The sequence below is a fragment of the Psychrobacillus sp. INOP01 genome (assembly GCF_018140925.1).
In the GTDB taxonomy this organism is placed as follows: Bacteria; Bacillota; Bacilli; order Bacillales_A; family Planococcaceae; genus Psychrobacillus.
The window spans coordinates 473,220-490,636 of sequence record NZ_CP073315.1 but is presented as its reverse complement, the minus strand read 5'-3'; the positions used below and the strand labels follow the sequence as shown (position 1 = coordinate 490,636).

General features: G+C 36.3%; 16 protein-coding genes and 1 other annotated feature. Of the genes, 14 read left to right on the top strand and 2 right to left on the bottom strand.

The annotated features are described in order from the left end of the window. The first annotated feature begins 8 nt into the window (after nt 1-8). The 13 genes from KD050_RS02535 to mtnN all read left to right on the top strand — a co-directional run bounded on the left by KD050_RS02535 (nt 9) and on the right by mtnN (nt 14,967). The gene (locus KD050_RS02535; protein WP_211894704.1) at nt 9-2,435 is read left to right on the top strand and encodes an SF1B family DNA helicase RecD2; all 2,427 of its coding nucleotides are present in this window, start codon (nt 9-11) and stop codon (nt 2,433-2,435) included. 36 nt (nt 2,436-2,471) lie between these two features. Beyond that, nucleotides 2,472-2,683: a binding site (T-box leader), on the top strand. 335 nt (nt 2,684-3,018) lie between these two features. Beyond that, a complete protein-coding gene (gene alaS, locus KD050_RS02530) occupies nt 3,019-5,652 on the top strand; it encodes an alanine--tRNA ligase (protein WP_211894703.1) in 2,634 nt (877 codons plus the stop codon). Nucleotides 5,653-5,729: 77 nt separating this feature from the next. After that, nucleotides 5,730-5,996 (top strand): IreB family regulatory phosphoprotein, encoded by a 267-nt coding sequence (locus tag KD050_RS02525; RefSeq protein WP_090563918.1) that lies wholly within the window; start codon nt 5,730-5,732, stop codon nt 5,994-5,996. Between the two features lie 2 nt (nt 5,997-5,998). Then, nucleotides 5,999-6,418 carry a Holliday junction resolvase RuvX gene (gene ruvX / locus KD050_RS02520; protein ID WP_211896182.1) on the top strand — a complete coding sequence of 140 codons (420 nt, stop codon included), beginning with the start codon at nt 5,999-6,001 and terminating at the stop codon, nt 6,416-6,418. 11 nt (nt 6,419-6,429) lie between these two features. Next, nucleotides 6,430-6,726, top strand: a complete 297-nt coding sequence (locus KD050_RS02515; RefSeq protein ID WP_211894702.1) for a DUF1292 domain-containing protein — start codon at nt 6,430-6,432, stop codon at nt 6,724-6,726. 453 nt (nt 6,727-7,179) lie between these two features. Further along, on the top strand, nt 7,180-8,298 hold the full coding sequence (mltG, locus tag KD050_RS02510; RefSeq protein ID WP_211894701.1) for an endolytic transglycosylase MltG: 1,119 nt from the start codon (nt 7,180-7,182) through the stop codon (nt 8,296-8,298). Nucleotides 8,299-8,413: 115 nt separating this feature from the next. Next, nucleotides 8,414-9,049 carry an O-methyltransferase gene (locus tag KD050_RS02505; protein ID WP_211894700.1) on the top strand — a complete coding sequence of 212 codons (636 nt, stop codon included), beginning with the start codon at nt 8,414-8,416 and terminating at the stop codon, nt 9,047-9,049. 5 nt (nt 9,050-9,054) lie between these two features. Beyond that, nucleotides 9,055-9,984, top strand: a complete 930-nt coding sequence (locus KD050_RS02500; protein WP_211894699.1) for a peptidase U32 family protein — start codon at nt 9,055-9,057, stop codon at nt 9,982-9,984. Between the two features lie 77 nt (nt 9,985-10,061). Then, complete coding sequence (locus KD050_RS02495; RefSeq protein WP_211894698.1) at nt 10,062-11,336, top strand: peptidase U32 family protein; 1,275 nt, start codon at nt 10,062-10,064, stop codon at nt 11,334-11,336. Then, the gene (gene udk, locus KD050_RS02490; protein WP_211894697.1) at nt 11,336-11,974 is read left to right on the top strand and encodes a uridine kinase; all 639 of its coding nucleotides are present in this window, start codon (nt 11,336-11,338) and stop codon (nt 11,972-11,974) included. The genes KD050_RS02495 and udk overlap by 1 nt, the downstream gene beginning before the upstream one ends. 111 nt (nt 11,975-12,085) lie before the next feature. Beyond that, nucleotides 12,086-12,559, top strand: a complete 474-nt coding sequence (gene greA, locus KD050_RS02485) for a transcription elongation factor GreA (protein WP_211894696.1) — start codon at nt 12,086-12,088, stop codon at nt 12,557-12,559. A gap of 929 nt (nt 12,560-13,488) precedes the next feature. After that, nucleotides 13,489-14,178 (top strand): YrrS family protein, encoded by a 690-nt coding sequence (locus KD050_RS02480; RefSeq protein ID WP_211894695.1) that lies wholly within the window; start codon nt 13,489-13,491, stop codon nt 14,176-14,178. 96 nt (nt 14,179-14,274) lie between these two features. After that, nucleotides 14,275-14,967 carry a 5'-methylthioadenosine/S-adenosylhomocysteine nucleosidase gene (gene mtnN, locus KD050_RS02475; RefSeq protein ID WP_211894694.1) on the top strand — a complete coding sequence of 231 codons (693 nt, stop codon included), beginning with the start codon at nt 14,275-14,277 and terminating at the stop codon, nt 14,965-14,967. 196 nt (nt 14,968-15,163) lie between these two features. On the opposite strand, the gene sigK is transcribed toward mtnN, so the two are convergent. Together sigK and pssA are read right to left on the bottom strand one after the other, a co-directional pair. Continuing rightward, entirely contained in the window at nt 15,164-15,892 is a 729-nt protein-coding gene (gene sigK / locus KD050_RS02470; protein ID WP_211896181.1) for an RNA polymerase sporulation sigma factor SigK, read from the bottom strand. 94 nt (nt 15,893-15,986) lie between these two features. After that, nucleotides 15,987-16,526 carry a CDP-diacylglycerol--serine O-phosphatidyltransferase gene (gene pssA / locus KD050_RS02465; RefSeq protein ID WP_211894693.1) on the bottom strand — a complete coding sequence of 180 codons (540 nt, stop codon included), beginning with the start codon at nt 16,524-16,526 and terminating at the stop codon, nt 15,987-15,989. Between the two features lie 91 nt (nt 16,527-16,617). Between pssA and KD050_RS02460 the strand changes: the two genes are divergently transcribed. Then, nucleotides 16,618-17,400: a phosphatidylserine decarboxylase gene (locus KD050_RS02460; RefSeq protein WP_211894692.1), complete on the top strand. Its 783-nt coding sequence runs from the start codon at nt 16,618-16,620 to the stop codon at nt 17,398-17,400. The last annotated feature ends 17 nt before the right edge of the window (nt 17,401-17,417 follow it).

Sequence of the window (17,417 nt, the reverse complement as noted above, 5' to 3'; positions counted from 1 at the left end):
GCGATAGCATGACCAACGAAATAAATAATGAAAAACAATTTATTACGGGTCGTCCTATCGTTTCGATTTTTCATAACCCTCAAAACTTATTCTCAATTATTAAAGTGAAAATCAAATCCACCAACACTACATACACAGACAAAGAAGTAATTGTATCTGGTTATTTCCCTCCATTAGTACTGGAAGAACCGTATAAATTTATTGGATATATTAAAAATCACCCGAAATATGGCGTTCAATTTCAAGTGGAAACGTTCCAAAAAGAAGTACCAGCGACAGAGCAAGGAATCATTCATTATCTTTCGAGCGATATGTTCACTGGTATAGGTCGCAAAACAGCAGAACAAATTGTAAAAAAACTCGGACCAAACGCCATTAACAAAATATTAGATGATCCAGAAGCACTAGATGTAGTGCCACGTCTTTCAGAAGAGAAAAAACAGACACTACGTGCAGTATTAGAACAAAATTTAGGTTTGGAAAAAGTGATGATTCAACTCAATGAATGGGGATTTGGCCCTCAAATAGCTATGAAAATCTATCAAGCCTATAGAGAAGAAACAATCACCGTCCTTACTAAAAATCCATTTCGTCTAATTGAAGAGGTAGAGGGGGTAGGTTTCGTTCGAGCAGACGAGCTTGGCTATAAATTAGGTATTCAAGGTAACCACCCAGATCGTATTAAAGCGGCGGTATATCACTTGCTACAATCTGCTTCGCTAGGAGAAGGTCATGTATTTTTATATGCAGAGCAATTATTAGAATCAGTTAAAAAGCTATTAGAAAATGCTCAGCGTGAAGAGATCCCGTATGAGGCAATAAGCAAATGCTGTATTGAACTTGCTGAAGAAAGTCGGATAGTCGGAGAGGTGAATCGTTTTTATATTCCTTCTTTATATTATTCCGAAGTTGGAATTGGTTCTAAAATTGAAACACTTCTAGCTGAAAATGATACACATCATCAATTTCCTTTAGCTGAGATGAAAAAGCATCTTGGGGGTATTGAAGAACGTTTAGGGGTGCAATATGCCCCGACACAGATTAATGCGATTGAAACAGCATTAAATGCAAGTATGACCTTACTAACGGGAGGTCCTGGAACTGGAAAAACAACCGTTGTTCGAGGGATTGTCGAGCTATATGCAGAGTTACATGGACTCTCACTGGATCCGAAGGAGTGGGTAAAAGACAAGAAACCATTTCCGGTAGTTTTAGCTGCTCCAACTGGTAGAGCGGCCAAACGACTAAGTGAATCGACAGAATTACCGGCTATGACTATTCATAGATTATTAGGCTTTAATGGTCAAGAAGATGCGGATGTCGAAGGCAAAGAGATAGAAGGTAAACTAATTATCATTGACGAAACATCTATGTTAGACACCTGGTTAGGATATCAACTATTAAAGGCTATACCAAAGGATGCCCAAGTTATTTTTGTAGGGGACCAAGATCAACTCCCACCAGTAGGACCCGGGCAAGTATTAAAGGATTTACTTGCTTCCAAACGAATCCCTACAGTTGAACTAAAGGATATTTATCGACAAGCAGAAGGGTCCTCGATTATAGAACTGGCACATGAAATGAAGCAAGGGATGGTCCCAGCATCTCTATTAGACAAGACAAAGGATCGATCCTTTATAAAAGCTACTACTGATCAGATCCCGAAAGTGGTGGAACAAGTATTAAAAAGTGCATTATCCAAAGGACATTCCATTCGAGAAATGCAAGTATTAGCACCTATGTATAGAGGTCCGGCAGGTATTGACGCTCTTAACAAAATGATCCAAGAAATGGTCAATCCTAATACGGACGGAAAGCGAAAAGAAATGGTATTTGGTGAAACTATCTACCGTATTGGGGATAAAGTTCTACAACTAGTCAATCAACCAGAGAGTCATGTGTTTAATGGAGATATGGGGGAAGTTATTAGTATTTTCAGAGCTGCAGAAACAGTCGAGAAAAAAGAGATGTTAATAGTTTCATTTGATGGCAATGAAGTAACCTATGAAAAAAATGATTTGAATCAGCTTACACTTGCTTATTGCTGTTCAGTCCATAAATCACAAGGTAGTGAATTTCAAACGGTTATTATGCCCATAACAAGAAGTTATATGAAGATGTTAAGAAGAAATTTACTTTATACAGGAATTACTCGTGCTAAAAACTTTCTCATATTATGTGGAGATCCTGAAGTGTTTAAGTTCGGAGTTCAAAGAACCGATGATCTTCAGCGATTAACAACATTAAAAGATCGTTTATCTAATGTAGAAGAATCAGAGCAAGAAGATAAAGAAATAGTAAAAGAATTAGAATCAGAATCAGATGGGACTCAAACTGACTTCACATACTTAACTGCTGAAAATTATCATAAGATAGACCCTCTTATTGGGATGAATGGTGTCACGCCATATCAATTTATGGATACAGACAATTGACACAGGACGATTTGTTTTTTATAATCAATTGCATATAGTAAAATGTTGACGGAGAAAGTACTAATTGTTATCTGACTAGAGATGAATTCCTTGGCTGAAAGAATTCACTGATCTAACATTTAGGAAAGCTACTCCTGAGTACAGTTAAAACCTGTCGTTCGGCCGCGTTAAGGCTTCTTGAGAGACATAGTAGCAATTCTACTATGTAACTAGGGTGGTACCGCGAAACAACAGCTTTCGTCCCTTTTTTAGGGATGAGGGCTTTTTTTATTTGTTTTGGCTTTTATAACATCTACAGTTTAAGTCTTTTAATTAGTAGGGAAATGTTTTTCTAAGATTTCTAAGAAGTAATACTATTGATTTCCGTGTCAGGCGGACGCTTTCCGCGGGCGAGTCCGAGCCTCCTCGTTCGCTGCGCTCACTGCGGAGGCTCATGCGTAGCGTGCAGCAGCTCACATCCGTATAGAAAATCCTATTTGGCTCACTTTACCACAACTTAAATCAATACTTACCGTAAGCTGATCCAAAATTAAATCATCAACGTATACCGACCCAAAATACAAATTATTAGGAGGAACTAAACATGAAACAATTAACTGGTGCTCAAATTAGACAAATGTATTTAGACTTTTTTATTGAAAAAGGTCATTCCCAGGAACCATCAGCTCCACTTGTACCAATCAACGACCCATCTTTACTTTGGATAAACAGTGGTGTAGCTACATTAAAAAAATATTTTGACGGTCGTGTTGTTCCTGAAAACCCTCGTATCACGAATGCGCAAAAATCCATTCGCACAAACGATATTGAGAACGTCGGAAAAACAGCAAGACATCATACTTTCTTTGAAATGTTAGGTAACTTTTCTATTGGCGACTACTTTAAAAAAGAGGCAATCCAATATGCATGGGAGTTTTTAACAGATTCTAAGTGGATGGCTTTCGATCCAGAAAAATTATCTATTACGATACATCCAGAGGATGAAGAAGCATATAATATTTGGAAGGATGAAGTTGGAATTCCGGAAGAAAGACTTATTCGTCTGGAGGGCAACTTCTGGGACATTGGAGAAGGTCCAAGTGGTCCTAACTCAGAGATTTTCTACGATCGTGGAGTAAGCTATGGTAATGACATGAACGACCCTGAGTTGTATCCAGGTGGGGAAAATGAACGTTATTTAGAAATTTGGAATTTAGTGTTCTCCGAATTCAATCATAATCCAGACAATACGTACACACCTTTACCAAAACAAAATATTGATACTGGTATGGGACTAGAGCGTATGGCAAGTGTAGTGCAAGATGTTCCAACAAATTTTGACACGGACTTATTTATGCCAATTATTCGTCAAACAGAACAGATTTCTGGTAAGCCGTATCGTTCAAATGATGTTGATGATACTGCATTTAAAGTTATTGCTGACCACATTCGTACAGTAGCTTTTGCTATTGGAGATGGTGCATTACCATCAAACGAAGGAAGAGGATATGTTCTTAGAAGATTACTTCGTAGAGCTGTTCGTTTTGCAAAACAATTAGGGATTGAAAAGCCATTCTTACATGAACTTGTTCCAGTGGTAGGAGAAATTATGCAAGATTTCTATCCAGAGGTTACAGAAAAACAAGATTTCATCATGCGAGTTATTAAAACTGAAGAAGAAAGATTCCATGAAACACTTCATGATGGCTTAGCTATATTAGAAAAGGTTATTGAGGAACAACAAGCAAAAGGTGAATCTTCAATTCCAGGTACAACGACGTTTACGTTATATGATACGTACGGATTCCCAATTGAATTAACGGAAGAATATGCAGAAGAAGCAAATATGACCGTTGATCATGAAGGATTCAAATCAGAAATGGAAAGTCAACGTGCACGTGCTCGTGCAGCTCGTCAAAATGTAGATTCTATGCAAGTACAATCCGAAGTGTTCGGAAATCTTCATGATGAAAGTGAATTTATTGGATATGACACAATTTCTGTGTCCACAAAAGTTACTTCAATTGTTCGAGATCAAGTATTAGTAAAAACAGCACACGAAGGTGAAGAAGTTAAAGTTGTTTTAACAAAAACACCTTTCTACGCTGAAAGTGGTGGGCAAATTGCCGACCATGGAGTAATTGAAAACGATACATTTAAAGGATACGTAAAAGATGTCCAGAAAGCTCCTAATGGACAAAACTTACACACAGTAGTTATTGAATCAGGAGAAATCATTGCTGATGCTGAAATTTTGGCAACTGTCGACAATTCTCTTCGTGGACATACGATTAAAAATCACTCAGCTACACATATTTTACATCAGGCTTTGAAAGATGTATTAGGAACACATGTAAACCAAGCTGGTTCTTATGTTGGTCCTGATCGTTTACGTTTTGACTTTTCTCATTTTGGACAAGTCACAAAAGAAGAGCTTGAACAAATAGAACGTATAGTAAATGAAAAAGTGTGGGATAATATCCCGGTGGTTACTGGTTTCCATAATATTGATGAAGCAAAACAAATGGGTGCAATGGCATTATTCGGAGAAAAATACGGTGATATTGTAAGAGTGGTTAAAATGGGCGATTTCTCATTAGAGCTATGCGGTGGTATTCATGTCCAAAACACTTCAGAAATTGGATTCTTTAAAATCCTTTCAGAAAGTGGAATCGGAGCTGGTACTAGACGTATTGAAGCTGTAACTGGTAAAGGTGCTTATGAAATGGTTAAGGAAGAGGAACATATGTTAAATGAGGCAGCAAATTTATTGAAGGCACAGCCAAAAGATTTGATGAATAAGGTTGCTCAAACATTACAAGAGCTAAAAAATGTTCAAAAAGACAATGAGTCCCTATCTGCAAAAATAGCAAATAGCCAGGCTTCTTCTGTATTGTCATCAGCACAAAAAGTGAATGATGTTACCGTGTTATCCGTAAAAGTAGACGCGAAGGATAATAACCAATTACGTCAAATGATGGACGATTTAAAACAAAAGCTAGAAAAAGCGGTCATTGTTTTGGGTGCAGTTGATGGGGATAAAGTAATGATTTCTGCAGGAGTAACAAAGGATATAGTTGGTGGGAACTACCATGCCGGTAATATCGTTAAACTAGTGGCGGAGCAATGCGGAGGTAAAGGTGGAGGTCGTCCAGACTTTGCAATGGCTGGTGCTAAAGATGCAAGTAAGCTAGAAGGTGCCTTAAGTTCTGTATTGGATTATATTAAATCTCTTTAAACTATTTCCAAAATAGGGTATACTGATACAATAGATACATTAGTTACTAACTACAAATGGAAAGCGAGGTGCTGATCATGAGCTCTTTTGATAAAACGATGAAATTTAATTTCCCTGAAGAATCGATGGAACAAGAAGTAAAACATGTGATGATACAAGTTCACTCTGCACTAGAAGAAAAAGGGTATAATTCTATCAATCAAATTGTAGGCTATTTATTGTCAGGTGATCCAGCTTATATTCCTCGCCATCAAGATGCACGAAATATGATTCGAAAACTTGAACGAGATGAAATATTAGAAGAACTAGTGAAGTTTTATATTAAAAAAAATAATGAGGCTTAATGATGCGAATTATGGGGTTAGATGTTGGATCTCGTACCGTTGGAGTAGCAATTAGTGATGCACTAGGTTGGACTGCACAAGGTATTGAAACGATAAAAATACATGAAGAAAATTTAGAATTTGGTCTAGAACGAATTGATGAACTCGTGAAAGAGCATAATGTAACTGAATTTGTTGTAGGTTTTCCGAAAAACATGAATAATTCTATTGGTCCACGTGCTGAGGCTTCAGAACAATATGCCAAGCTATTAACCGAGAAATATCATTTCCCTGTAACATTATGGGATGAACGATTGACAACGATGGCTGCAGAACGTATGTTAATAGATGCTGATGTTAGCCGTAAGAAACGTAAGCTAGTGATCGACAAGATGGCTGCTGTAATGATTTTACAAGGCTATCTTGATAGAAAAAATAGATGAGGTGACTGCAAATGGACCACGGTCAAGAAAATATTACAATTGTAGATGAGAATGGAAACGAACAACTTTGTAACGTGCTTTTCACATTTGAATCAGATGAATATGGAAAATCCTATGTACTTTATTATCCAATAGGAGCAGAAGAAGATGAAAATGAAGAAATCGAAATTCATGCATCATCCTTCACTCCAAATGAAGACGGAGAAGACGGAGAGTTACTTCCGGTAGAGTCTGATGCTGAATGGGATATGATCGAAGAAATGTTAAGTACATTCCTAGATGAGCAAGAAGACGAAGACGAAGAATAAGATTATCTATTCAAGGTGGATGAGGGAAGCCTCATTCACCTTTTTCTTTGTTTAGGAAATTGTAAAATCCTGGAACTGTTTATAACTGTCTACAAGTAATTCACAGTCTAGATATAGATGGTTTAATTTAAAGTAGGAAAAATATTGTCCTCACTAAAAAATCATTAATTTTAATCTAGCAACAAGTCTATAGAAAGCTCATCGAAAACGTTAGAAATAGGTGTCTACTTTAGCCGGCGCTTGCGCTTTTGTTCTTTTGTATGTTTTCTTGTATAATGAGATGGGATAAAGTGAAACTTCAATCAGAGGGGAGTTATTCGTCCCCTCTGATTGTTAGTTGAACCATTCGGGCTTTTACGGGCAGTTATCTCCCACTTATGCTTTATTACTTTGGCTAAACCTTGAAGTGGGAGTCTTACTGAACAGTTAATGCGTGATAAAGGGGGAGAACCCGTGGAAAATGAAACAAAAAAAGATATTATGTTTAAAAAAATGAAAAAAAAGAAAAAAGAAGTGAAACTTGTTAGAAAAATTGTTTTAATCATTACGTTTCTGTTAATCGTCGTAGGGGGTATAGGTGGTTTAGTTGTCTATAATTTTGTAGAATCAGCACTTCTACCATTAGATCCTAATTCTGAAGAGACCATAACAGTGGACATCCCTATCGGATCAGGATTAGATACTATCTCCAACGAGTTAGAAGAAAGTGGAATTATAAAAAACGCTAAAATTTTCAAGTATTATGCAAAGTTTAATAATGAATCTCAATTTCAGGCTGGGGAGTATAGTTTAACGAAGGCAATGACATTAGATGAAATTATTGAAAGCTTAAAAACTGGTAAAGTGTACAGGAAACCAGTTTTCTCGTTGACTATTCCTGAAGGATTAACAATCGAGCAAATAGGACAAGTAGTTGAAAAAAATACAAACCATTCTGCCGATGACTTCTTCGCCCTCGTAACAAGTGAGGAATTTGTGGACAGAATGATGATTAAATATCCAAATTTATTAGGTCCGGAGATTAAAGGAGAAAATGTACGCTATGCTTTAGAAGGATATCTTTTCCCAGCGACTTATCCATTTTTCGAGGAAAATCCTTCTATCGAGGCGATAGTAGATACAATGCTTGCTAATACTGATAAAGTAGTAACTTCATACGTAGACCTATTGCAAGCAGAAGAAAAATCAGTTCACTGGTTATTAACTTTTGCATCCTTGTTAGAAGAAGAAGCTACAGCCCAAACAGATCGAGCAACCATAGCAAGTGTCTTTTTTAACCGTATAGAAGAAGGTATGCCATTACAAACAGATCCAACTGTCCTTTATGCAAAAGGAACGCATAAAGATCGTGTGTTGTTTGAAGACTTAGAGTTTGATAACCCTTATAATACGTATCAAAATCCTGGTTTACCACCTGGACCAATTGCAAATGCTGGTAAATCATCTATTGAAGCTACACTGGATCCAAGTGATACAGATTATTTTTACTTCTTAGCCGATAAAGATGGAACTAATCACTTTTCTGTAACTTATGATGAACATCTTCAAAAAATTGACGAATTTTTAAAATAATTTTAGTGCAGGAGAGGGAGTGATGTCGCATTCCTTCTCCTGCTATGTTATTATAAGAGTTGTTTTTTTACATAATAGGGATTACTATTTTATTGACCTAAAGGGGTTAGTTTTGATGAATATAAGTGATGATTTTTTGAAGGATCTGATTAAACCTAGATCCGCTATTTTTTTGGAAATGGAACAATATGCAAAAGATAATCATGTGCCTATTATGCAACTGATGGGTATGGAATCGTTATTGCAGCTTCTTTCTTTACAAAAGCCTAAGTCTATTTTAGAACTTGGAACTGCGATTGGATACTCTTCCATGCGTATGGCGACTAAACTAGAGCAAACAACCATTGTGACTATTGAGCGAGATGAAACTAAGGCAGAACTGGCTAAAAATTATATGGAGCGTGCGGATTTGCAACACCGAATTCGAGTAATTGTTGGAGACGCATTAGAAATTTCAGCAAAAGAGCTTGAAGACTCCAAATTTGATGCTATTTTCATTGATGCAGCTAAAGGTCAATACAAAAATTTCTTCGAAAAATATGCCCCATTTTTGAATGATGGTGGCGTTATTTATTGTGATAATTTATTGTTAAATGGTTTGTCTGAATTACCGATGAGTGAAGTGCCTAGAAGAAAAAGAACTATGGTCCGAAACCAACATCAATTTATGGAGTGGCTGATGAATCATCCGGATTATGACACTGCATTCTTACCTGTTGGAGATGGAATGTTAGTAAGTATTAAGAGGTGAAAGATATGAACAAAACAGAATTATTAGTTACACCAGCAAGTATTAGTCACTTAGAGGATTTAATCGTAGCTGGAGCTGATGCCTTTTTAGTTGGTGAACAGTTTTTTGGTCTGAGACTTCCAGGAGAATTTACATTGGAAGAAATTGCAACAGCAAGAACTCTCACCTCTAAACAAAACAAAAAGCTATATGTTGCGATGAATGCCCTTTTCCATAACGATAAATTAGAAGCACTGGCACCTTACATGACAAAGCTTCAAGAGATTGGCGTAGATGGAATTGTGTTCGGAGATCCAGCAGTTATTATAGCTAGACGTGAAGCTGAAGTAACCATTCCCCTACATTGGAATACGGAACAAACTGCAACCAATTATTTTACAGCGAATTATTGGGGGAAACGTGGGTCAACCAGAGCCGTTCTTGCAAGAGAACTAAGTCTAGATGAGGTAGTCGAAGTAAAAGAAAATGCTGAAGTTCAAATAGAAGTACAAGTCCAAGGTATGACTTGTATTTTTCAATCTAAGCGGTCACTGTTAGGTAATTATTTCTTATTCCAAGAAAAAGCAATGGAAGTAGAAAATCGTTCGAAAAATAAAAATATGTTTTTACATGACAAAGAACGATCTAATAAATATCCGATTTATGAGGATAGCAATGGTACTCATATTTTTAGTCCAAACGATATGTGTATGATCGATGAACTAGATGAGTTATTAGATGCTGAAATTGATAGTTTAAAAATAGATGGAATCTTACAAGACCCATCTTATGTAACAGCTGTTACAGGCTACTACCGTCAAGCAATCGATGCTTATTATGAATCGAGAGCAGCTTATAAAGCTCGCAAAAAAGAGCTATTTAACAAAATAGAAGAAATCCAACCAGCATTAAGACCATTAGATACTGGCTTTTTCTTTAAAGAAACTGTGTACTAAAGAAATTTTGTTTTTGTAATTACATATAACTGAAAAGCTTAAGTAATGCTTATCAGTTAGGAAAGGGTAGGTTGTATTTGAGTAATACAAAAATAGATAAAATAAGTGAGCTAATTGATGGTAAACGTGTTATTACGAAAAAACCTGAATTATTAGCGCCTGCTGGAAGTTTAGAAAAGTTAAAAATTGCTGTGCATTATGGTGCCGATGCTGTATTTATAGGTGGACGAGAATTTGGACTTCGATCTAATGCGGGAAACTTTTCAATAGATGAAATGCGTGAAGGAGTAGAATTTGCTAATCGGTACGGTGCTAAAGTGTACGTAACCACTAATATATTTGCCCATAATGAAAATATGGATGGATTAGAAGAATACCTACAAGCAGTTGAATCCACCGGAGTCACTGGTATTATTGTTGCAGATCCATTAATAATTGAGACGTGTCGGACCGTAGCTCCCAAACTAGAGCTTCACTTAAGCACACAACAATCCTTGTCCAATTGGAAAGCTGTGCAGTATTGGAAAGAAGAAGGGCTTGATCGAGTTGTACTTGCTCGTGAAACAAGTGGAGACGAAATTCAACTGATGAAAGAGAAAGTTGATATTGATATTGAAACGTTTGTGCACGGTGCAATGTGTATTGCTTACAGTGGTAGATGTACACTTTCCAATCATATGACTGCCCGTGATTCGAATAGGGGCGGATGCTGTCAATCGTGTCGTTGGGATTATGATTTATATGAACAGACAGACACAGAAGAACAGGCGTTATTCACTGGAGATGATGTTCCATTTGCCATGAGTCCGAAAGATTTAAAATTATTGGAATCGATACCGCGTTTAATCGAATTAGGGATAGATTCTTTAAAAGTGGAAGGTCGTATGAAGTCAATTCACTATATTGCTACTGTTGTTAGTGTTTATCGTAAAGTAATTGATGCATATTGTGACGATCCTGAAAACTTTCAAATGCAACCGAGCTGGGTAGCAGAACTAGAAAAATGTGCAAATCGTGAAGCAGATACAGCTTTTTTTGTGGATGAACCTGGTTTTGAACAACAAATGTACGGGGTACATGATAAAAAATTAGGGTTTGATTTTGTGGGACTTGTGTTAGAGTATAACGAAGAAACACAAATAGTTACACTGCAACAACGTAATTATTTTAAGCCAGGAGACAAAGTAGAGTTTTTTGGCCCAGAAATAGAAAACGTTGAGATGGTTATAAATGAAATTACAGACGAAAAAGGACAGGTGTTGGATGCGGCTAGACATCCTTTACAAGTTGTCCAATTTAAATGTCTAACAAAATTATATCCAAATAATATGATGAGAAAAGGGATGAAATAATGACTAAGAAAACTCCTCTTATCATTGGGATCACAGGTGGATCAGGATCGGGTAAAACGAGTGTAACTAACGCAATAAGTGAAGTATTTAAGAACCATTCAGTAGTAGTAATACAACAAGACTTTTATTATAAAGATCAAAGTCATTTAAAATTTGAGGAAAGACTTGATACAAATTATGATCATCCTCTAGCCTTTGATAATGACTTATTACTTGAACATATTCACAATTTGTTAGACAATAAGGCAATTGAAAAGCCAGTATACGATTATGCAAAACATACTCGCTCTTCGGAAACGATTAAAATAGAGCCTAAAGACGTAATTATTTTAGAAGGTATACTAGTATTAGAAGATGAGCGCCTTCGAAATATGATGAATATCAAATTATTTGTGGATACAGATGCAGATTTACGTATTATTCGTCGTATATTACGTGATATTAACGAAAGAGGACGTACAGTAGACTCAGTTGTGGATCAGTACCTCAATGTAGTTCGACCAATGCACAATCAATTCATCGAGCCAACTAAAAAGTATGCTGACGTAATCATTCCAGAAGGTGGCCAAAATGAAGTGGCTATCGATTTAATGGTAACAAAAATAAAAACTATTCTTGAAACGGATGTTATTGTATAATATGATGATTGAGATTGACAATAATTTCATGAAATTCATAACATTGTGATTAGATGCATATGAATAATACATGATAGAGTTTTAAGTGTGTATTTAAAGGAGTGTATGGGAGTGTCAACAGAGAAACAATATCCAATGACCGTTGCTGGTAAACAAAAATTACAAGATGAATTAACGCATTTAATAACGGTGAAACGTAAAGAGGTAGTAGAACGTATTAAAATTGCTAGAAGTTTTGGCGATCTATCAGAGAACTCTGAATATGATTCAGCTAAAGAAGATCAAGCGTTTGTAGAGGGTCGAATCTCAACTCTTGAGTCAATGATTCGCAATGCAGTAATCATCGAAGAAGAAGGAAACAACGATATTGTTACGCTTGGTAAAACTGTAACATTTGTGGAGATTCCAGATGGCGATGAAGAAACTTACACTATTGTAGGTTCTGCAGAAGCTGATCCAATCGAGGGCCTAATATCAAATGATTCTCCAATTGCTAAAGGTTTAATTGGCAAGTCTACAGGAGATCGAGTGAAAATCCTTACTCCTGGCGGAGAAATGGACGTAGAAATAAAAACCATATCATAAAATGAAGAGGTAAACGAAACCGTTTACCTCTTTTTTTGAGAAGAAAATATATGAAATGCACCGTGTATACTGGGTTCATGGGGCTTAGAAGAATGAATAATACTACTGATTTCCGTTACAACCCACTTTCATGTTTCGAAGCTAGCATAGCGATGCAGAAACAGGTGGACGCTTTCCGTGGGCGTTGCCTTAGCCTCAGGCCAATAGGATGTTGGTCATGAAGGCGTTGCCACACGAGGTGGCGTTCTTAGCCTTCCTACTATAGTTCGCTGTGGGGTCTTCGCCTAACGCTTTTCCCGCTGGATTCGCTACCTTTCACTACAATCAATTAAGTGAGTAGTACGCAGGCTATAAGTTATAGCATAGCATATCGCTAAGATGGTAAGAATTTTCAAAGTTAATATAACGATATAACCATCTGTTGTATTAGGGATGTTTTCTGAAAGAAGGATGAAGAAAGTAGATTTCCTTTTTTACTAATGAAAATTAAGAGAGATAATAAGTAGTTACTAAATAAAGAGGCGAAATAGCTCACGAAATTGCATCTTCGTGAGCTTGCTCTATCAATATGTAAGTATCTTATCTCTAGTTATCCAGAAACGCACTTACTTGTTTCTAAGAGCTGCAGGAGGGCGCCGGATAGACAAATGCCATAAGATTACCTAAAAAAATTCCTCGGTAGTCATATAGCAAAACGTCCGTCCAAAGTCCTTTAAAAACGTTAGAAACAGGTTTTGACTTAGAAAGGACGCTTTCACTTTTCGAAAATAGAATCTTTTACCTAAACAAGAGGTCTTGTAGTACAGAGAAAATAGTCTTGATAAAATAAATCATAAAGATCAATTGTCCTATTTTTGAGTATGTTGAAACATAACCCTATTAATATCGTCTATTTGTAGTATATTCTCTTATATAGAAGGAGGAATTACATGCCAGAAAAAAATTCGAAATTTGACACGCGGTTAGATCAACGAAATCACAAGAGAAAAAAGAATAATATTCTAAATATCCTTATAGGAATAGTAATTCTCCTAATAATTATAGTGACAGTAAATATTGTTACAGGTGACGACGAGAAAGAGAGTGCTAATACATCTACCACAAACAGTGAACAAGAAGAAAATACTGAAAATGAATCGACAGAGCAAGAGAAAGAACAGGAATCTGAAGAAGTAGTGGGCAATAGCACGGAATCCATAGATTCTACTTCGTCAAATGAAGAGACAACTTCAGAAACAGAAGAGAATGAAAGTACTGATACAGAAGAAAATGAAGCTGGTACTGTTACTACTGAGCCATCAAACGATAATAATGTTGAATCAGTGGTTATAGATTCTGGATGGGCGCCAATAGGAACAGAGCAATCCGGTAATCACGTTTCTAGCTATGATAGTAATTCTGTAGACTGGGATGAAAAAGTTAAAGCATTAGCCTATGCTGCTAATTTAGATACGTCCAATATGTATGTAAAATTTTTAGGTAATGGTGGAAGCCCTCAAAAATCGATAGGAACCGTTACTTCAAAGGATGGCAGTGAAATTTATCGCATATCCATAGAATGGATTGATGGTGAAGGATGGAAACCAACTAAAAAAGAAAAACTTAAAACATTAGAATAGTGACCCGAATATATTTGCAAAAAGAAAAGCTTCTTGACTTAAGAAGCTTTTTTCCTTATTTTTAAAGAAGTGCATTTTAGAGAGGGGCAACTAACAATGAAAATAGCAGTTATAGGTGCAATGGAAGAAGAAGTAGAGCTTCTGAGAAATGAAATAGAAAATCCTAAAATACAGAACATAGCAAATAGTGAATTTACAAGCGGGACATACAAAAATCATGAAGTTGTTTTATTGAAAAGTGGAATCGGGAAAGTGAATGCGGCAATGACAACTTCCATATTATTAAGCGAATACAAACCTGACTATGTGATTAACACTGGATCAGCAGGTGGTTATGATCCGAATCTAGAAGTAGGGGCTATCGTAATTTCAGATGAGGTAAGACATCATGATGTAGATGTAACCGCATTTGGTTATGAAATCGGTCAAGTACCTCAGCTTCCAGCAGCATTTAAAGCAGACGAGCACTTAATGAAATTAGCAGAGGATGCTGTATCCGAAATTGGTGAACACCAAGCTGCAACGGGTTTAATTGCAACGGGGGATATCTTTATGCATGATCCTGCAAAAGTTGAACAGGTTCGTATTAATTTTCCACAAATGAAAGCTTGTGAAATGGAGGCTGCTGCAGTTGCGCAAGTTTGTCATCAATTTGAAGTTCCTTTTGTGGTAATCCGTGCACTTTCTGATATTGCTGGAAAAGAGTCTTCTATCAGTTTCGATGAATTTTTACCGGTTGCTGCAAAACATTCGACACAAGTAGTGTTACATGTAATTGAAAAATTATAAGTTTGTCATTAATTTGCCATACTGAGTAGTTTGCCGCATATTAATAATTCTCTTATTATGTGCTATGATAAGGTCATCAAGCGCTTTCAATGTAAGAGGGGGAGATCGAATGTTATTTATAATGGCGATGTCAGTTTTAGTAACAGCAGTTTTAGCATTTATCATGATCGCAGAGACAAGTGAAGATTGATCTTAGCTAAGCTCTTTTGGTGTTTGATACATCAAAAGAGTTTTTTTCATGTATATAGGATTGATACAGTTTAACTAATGCGCGTTTTTCAATCCGAGATACGTAACTTCTAGATATTTTTAATTGTTTAGATATATCTTTTTGAGTCATCGGTTCATGACCAAGTAATCCATATCTTCGGACGATAATTTCTAGTTCCCTGCTTTCGAGTTGAGACAAATGGCGGTATAAGCTATTCGTATCCTCCTCCTCTACTAGTTGTTCATCTGTGCTTTTATCGATACCTGGAAGTAGGTCTGTAATTTCTAAAGAGTGACCATCTTTATCCATACCAATTGGCTCATGTAAGGAAACGTCTTTTTGTACTTTCTTTAATGATCGCAAATACATCAATATTTCATTTTCAATACATCTGGCAGCGTATGTGGCTAGTTTAGTTTTCTTAGTAGGAGTATAGCTATTGACGGCCTTCATCAGACCAATTGTACCTATGGAGATATAATCATCCAATAATTCATGTTTTGGGTGAAACTTTTTTACAACATGGGCAACCAAACGCATATTTCGTTCGATAAGTTCGTCACGAGCTGTTAAATCTCCGCCTAAAAAACGATCTATCATGACTTTTTCTTCTTCCGGAGTGAAGGGTTGATGAAATGCCTGGCCTTTCAAATAACCAATAACGAGAGGGAAATCTACAAAGATGCTTATAAAGGCAGTCATTAGACCTGTAATGAGGTTCACCTCCATCTTGTTGTTAGACCAATATATGTCGAAAGCTGACAAAATATGAAAAAAAGCGACCGCAATTTCGCAGCCGCTTTTCCTATTAAACTTTTCTTAATGTAAATGTACTGATCATAAGTAATGCGAGGATAATGAATAAAAACATGTACGAGACAGATGGTACATATTCTATCGCAAAATAAGAAAGCGTTAAGATCACACCAGCTACAGTAATTGGTAGACCTGTAAAAAAACCATTCGGTTCAGAAATATTAAATCGTGCGAGCCTGAAAGCACCACATGCTATATAGATAACGGTTATTATCATTCCAGTAACACTAAACTCTTGTAATACTAATGAATACATCAGTAATGCAGGGGCTATCCCGAATGAAATAATATCGCTCATGGAATCTAGTTGTTTGCCTAATTCGGATTCAAGATGAAATTTTCTTGCTACAATTCCATCAAATCTGTCCAAGAGGCCAGCTATAAATATAAATAATACACTAAACGTGTAATTTTCATTCATCGTTGCCATGATGGCTGCACCACCAAAAGCAAGATTGCCAATGGTGACCATATTCGCCGCATGTGATTTCAATTTTTTTACTGTTTGATACATTGCGTTTTGTAAAAACATTGCAAATCACTCCTTTACAAATAACATATTTGTTCATTATACTTCGATTAAGTAAAAATAGTAAGTTTAATTTTTCCTAGGGAGCTAAAAAATGAAAGAAAAATTATACCAAACCATGATTGAATTAACCAATGGGAAATGGTCTTCGTCACTGATCCGAAGCTTTACACAGTCTAATGTTAGTAGACGTATGATTCCCTTTTATATTAATTATTTTAATATATCAACTCACGATACGATACAAAAAAGTAATGATTTCACAAGTTTACATGAATTTTTTATTCGTAAGGTTAAAGAGGAAAGCCGTCCGATTGATCAGGAAGCCAATAGCATTATTAGCCCGGTAGATGCTACAATAGAGACCTTTGGGGATATTACAGGGGACGGGCTCTTTTATGTAAAACAGAAAACCTACACGTTACAAGATATGCTAGGTTCAGAGAAAATAGCCTCGTCCTTTCAAAATGGAAAGTATATCATTTTATACTTAAGCCCTGCAGAATATCACCGAATACATTCTCCAGTAGATGGGAAAGTACTAAGTCAATATAGTCTTGGTGAAAAATCGTATCCAGTTAATAAATGGGGACTTCAGTTTGGAAAACAAACGATAAGTGGTAACTACCGTTTGCTAACAGAATTAGAAATGCCTAACGAAAAAAAATGTATACATATAAAAGTAGGTGCCATGTTTGTAAATTCAATTGAGCTTACAAATAATTCTACTATATGGAATAAAGGAGAAGAGGTCGGATATTTCTCCTTTGGATCGACAGTTGTTATGCTATTCGAAGCAGATAGCGTGGAGTTCTCAAGTAAAGTTCACCCTGGTAAATTTGTCCGAATGGGTGAGAATGTAGCAAATATGCTATAATCATAAATAGAAAAAGC

What these genes read in the sequence shown, in the direction of transcription:
- KD050_RS02480 (WP_211894695.1), top strand. Translation starts at nt 13,489, where the DNA reads ATGCCAGAAAAAAATTCGAAATTTGACACGCGGTTAGATCAACGAAAT.
- ruvX (WP_211896182.1), top strand. Translation starts at nt 5,999, where the DNA reads ATGCGAATTATGGGGTTAGATGTTGGATCTCGTACCGTTGGAGTAGCA.
- alaS (WP_211894703.1), top strand. Translation starts at nt 3,019, where the DNA reads ATGAAACAATTAACTGGTGCTCAAATTAGACAAATGTATTTAGACTTT.
- KD050_RS02460 (WP_211894692.1), top strand. Translation starts at nt 16,618, where the DNA reads ATGAAAGAAAAATTATACCAAACCATGATTGAATTAACCAATGGGAAA.
- mtnN (WP_211894694.1), top strand. Translation starts at nt 14,275, where the DNA reads ATGAAAATAGCAGTTATAGGTGCAATGGAAGAAGAAGTAGAGCTTCTG.
- KD050_RS02535 (WP_211894704.1), top strand. Translation starts at nt 9, where the DNA reads ATGACCAACGAAATAAATAATGAAAAACAATTTATTACGGGTCGTCCT.
- udk (WP_211894697.1), top strand. Translation starts at nt 11,336, where the DNA reads ATGACTAAGAAAACTCCTCTTATCATTGGGATCACAGGTGGATCAGGA.
- pssA (WP_211894693.1), bottom strand. Translation starts at nt 16,526, where the DNA reads ATGTTTTTACAAAACGCAATGTATCAAACAGTAAAAAAATTGAAATCA.
- KD050_RS02505 (WP_211894700.1), top strand. Translation starts at nt 8,414, where the DNA reads ATGAATATAAGTGATGATTTTTTGAAGGATCTGATTAAACCTAGATCC.
- KD050_RS02525 (WP_090563918.1), top strand. Translation starts at nt 5,730, where the DNA reads ATGAGCTCTTTTGATAAAACGATGAAATTTAATTTCCCTGAAGAATCG.
- KD050_RS02515 (WP_211894702.1), top strand. Translation starts at nt 6,430, where the DNA reads ATGGACCACGGTCAAGAAAATATTACAATTGTAGATGAGAATGGAAAC.
- KD050_RS02500 (WP_211894699.1), top strand. Translation starts at nt 9,055, where the DNA reads ATGAACAAAACAGAATTATTAGTTACACCAGCAAGTATTAGTCACTTA.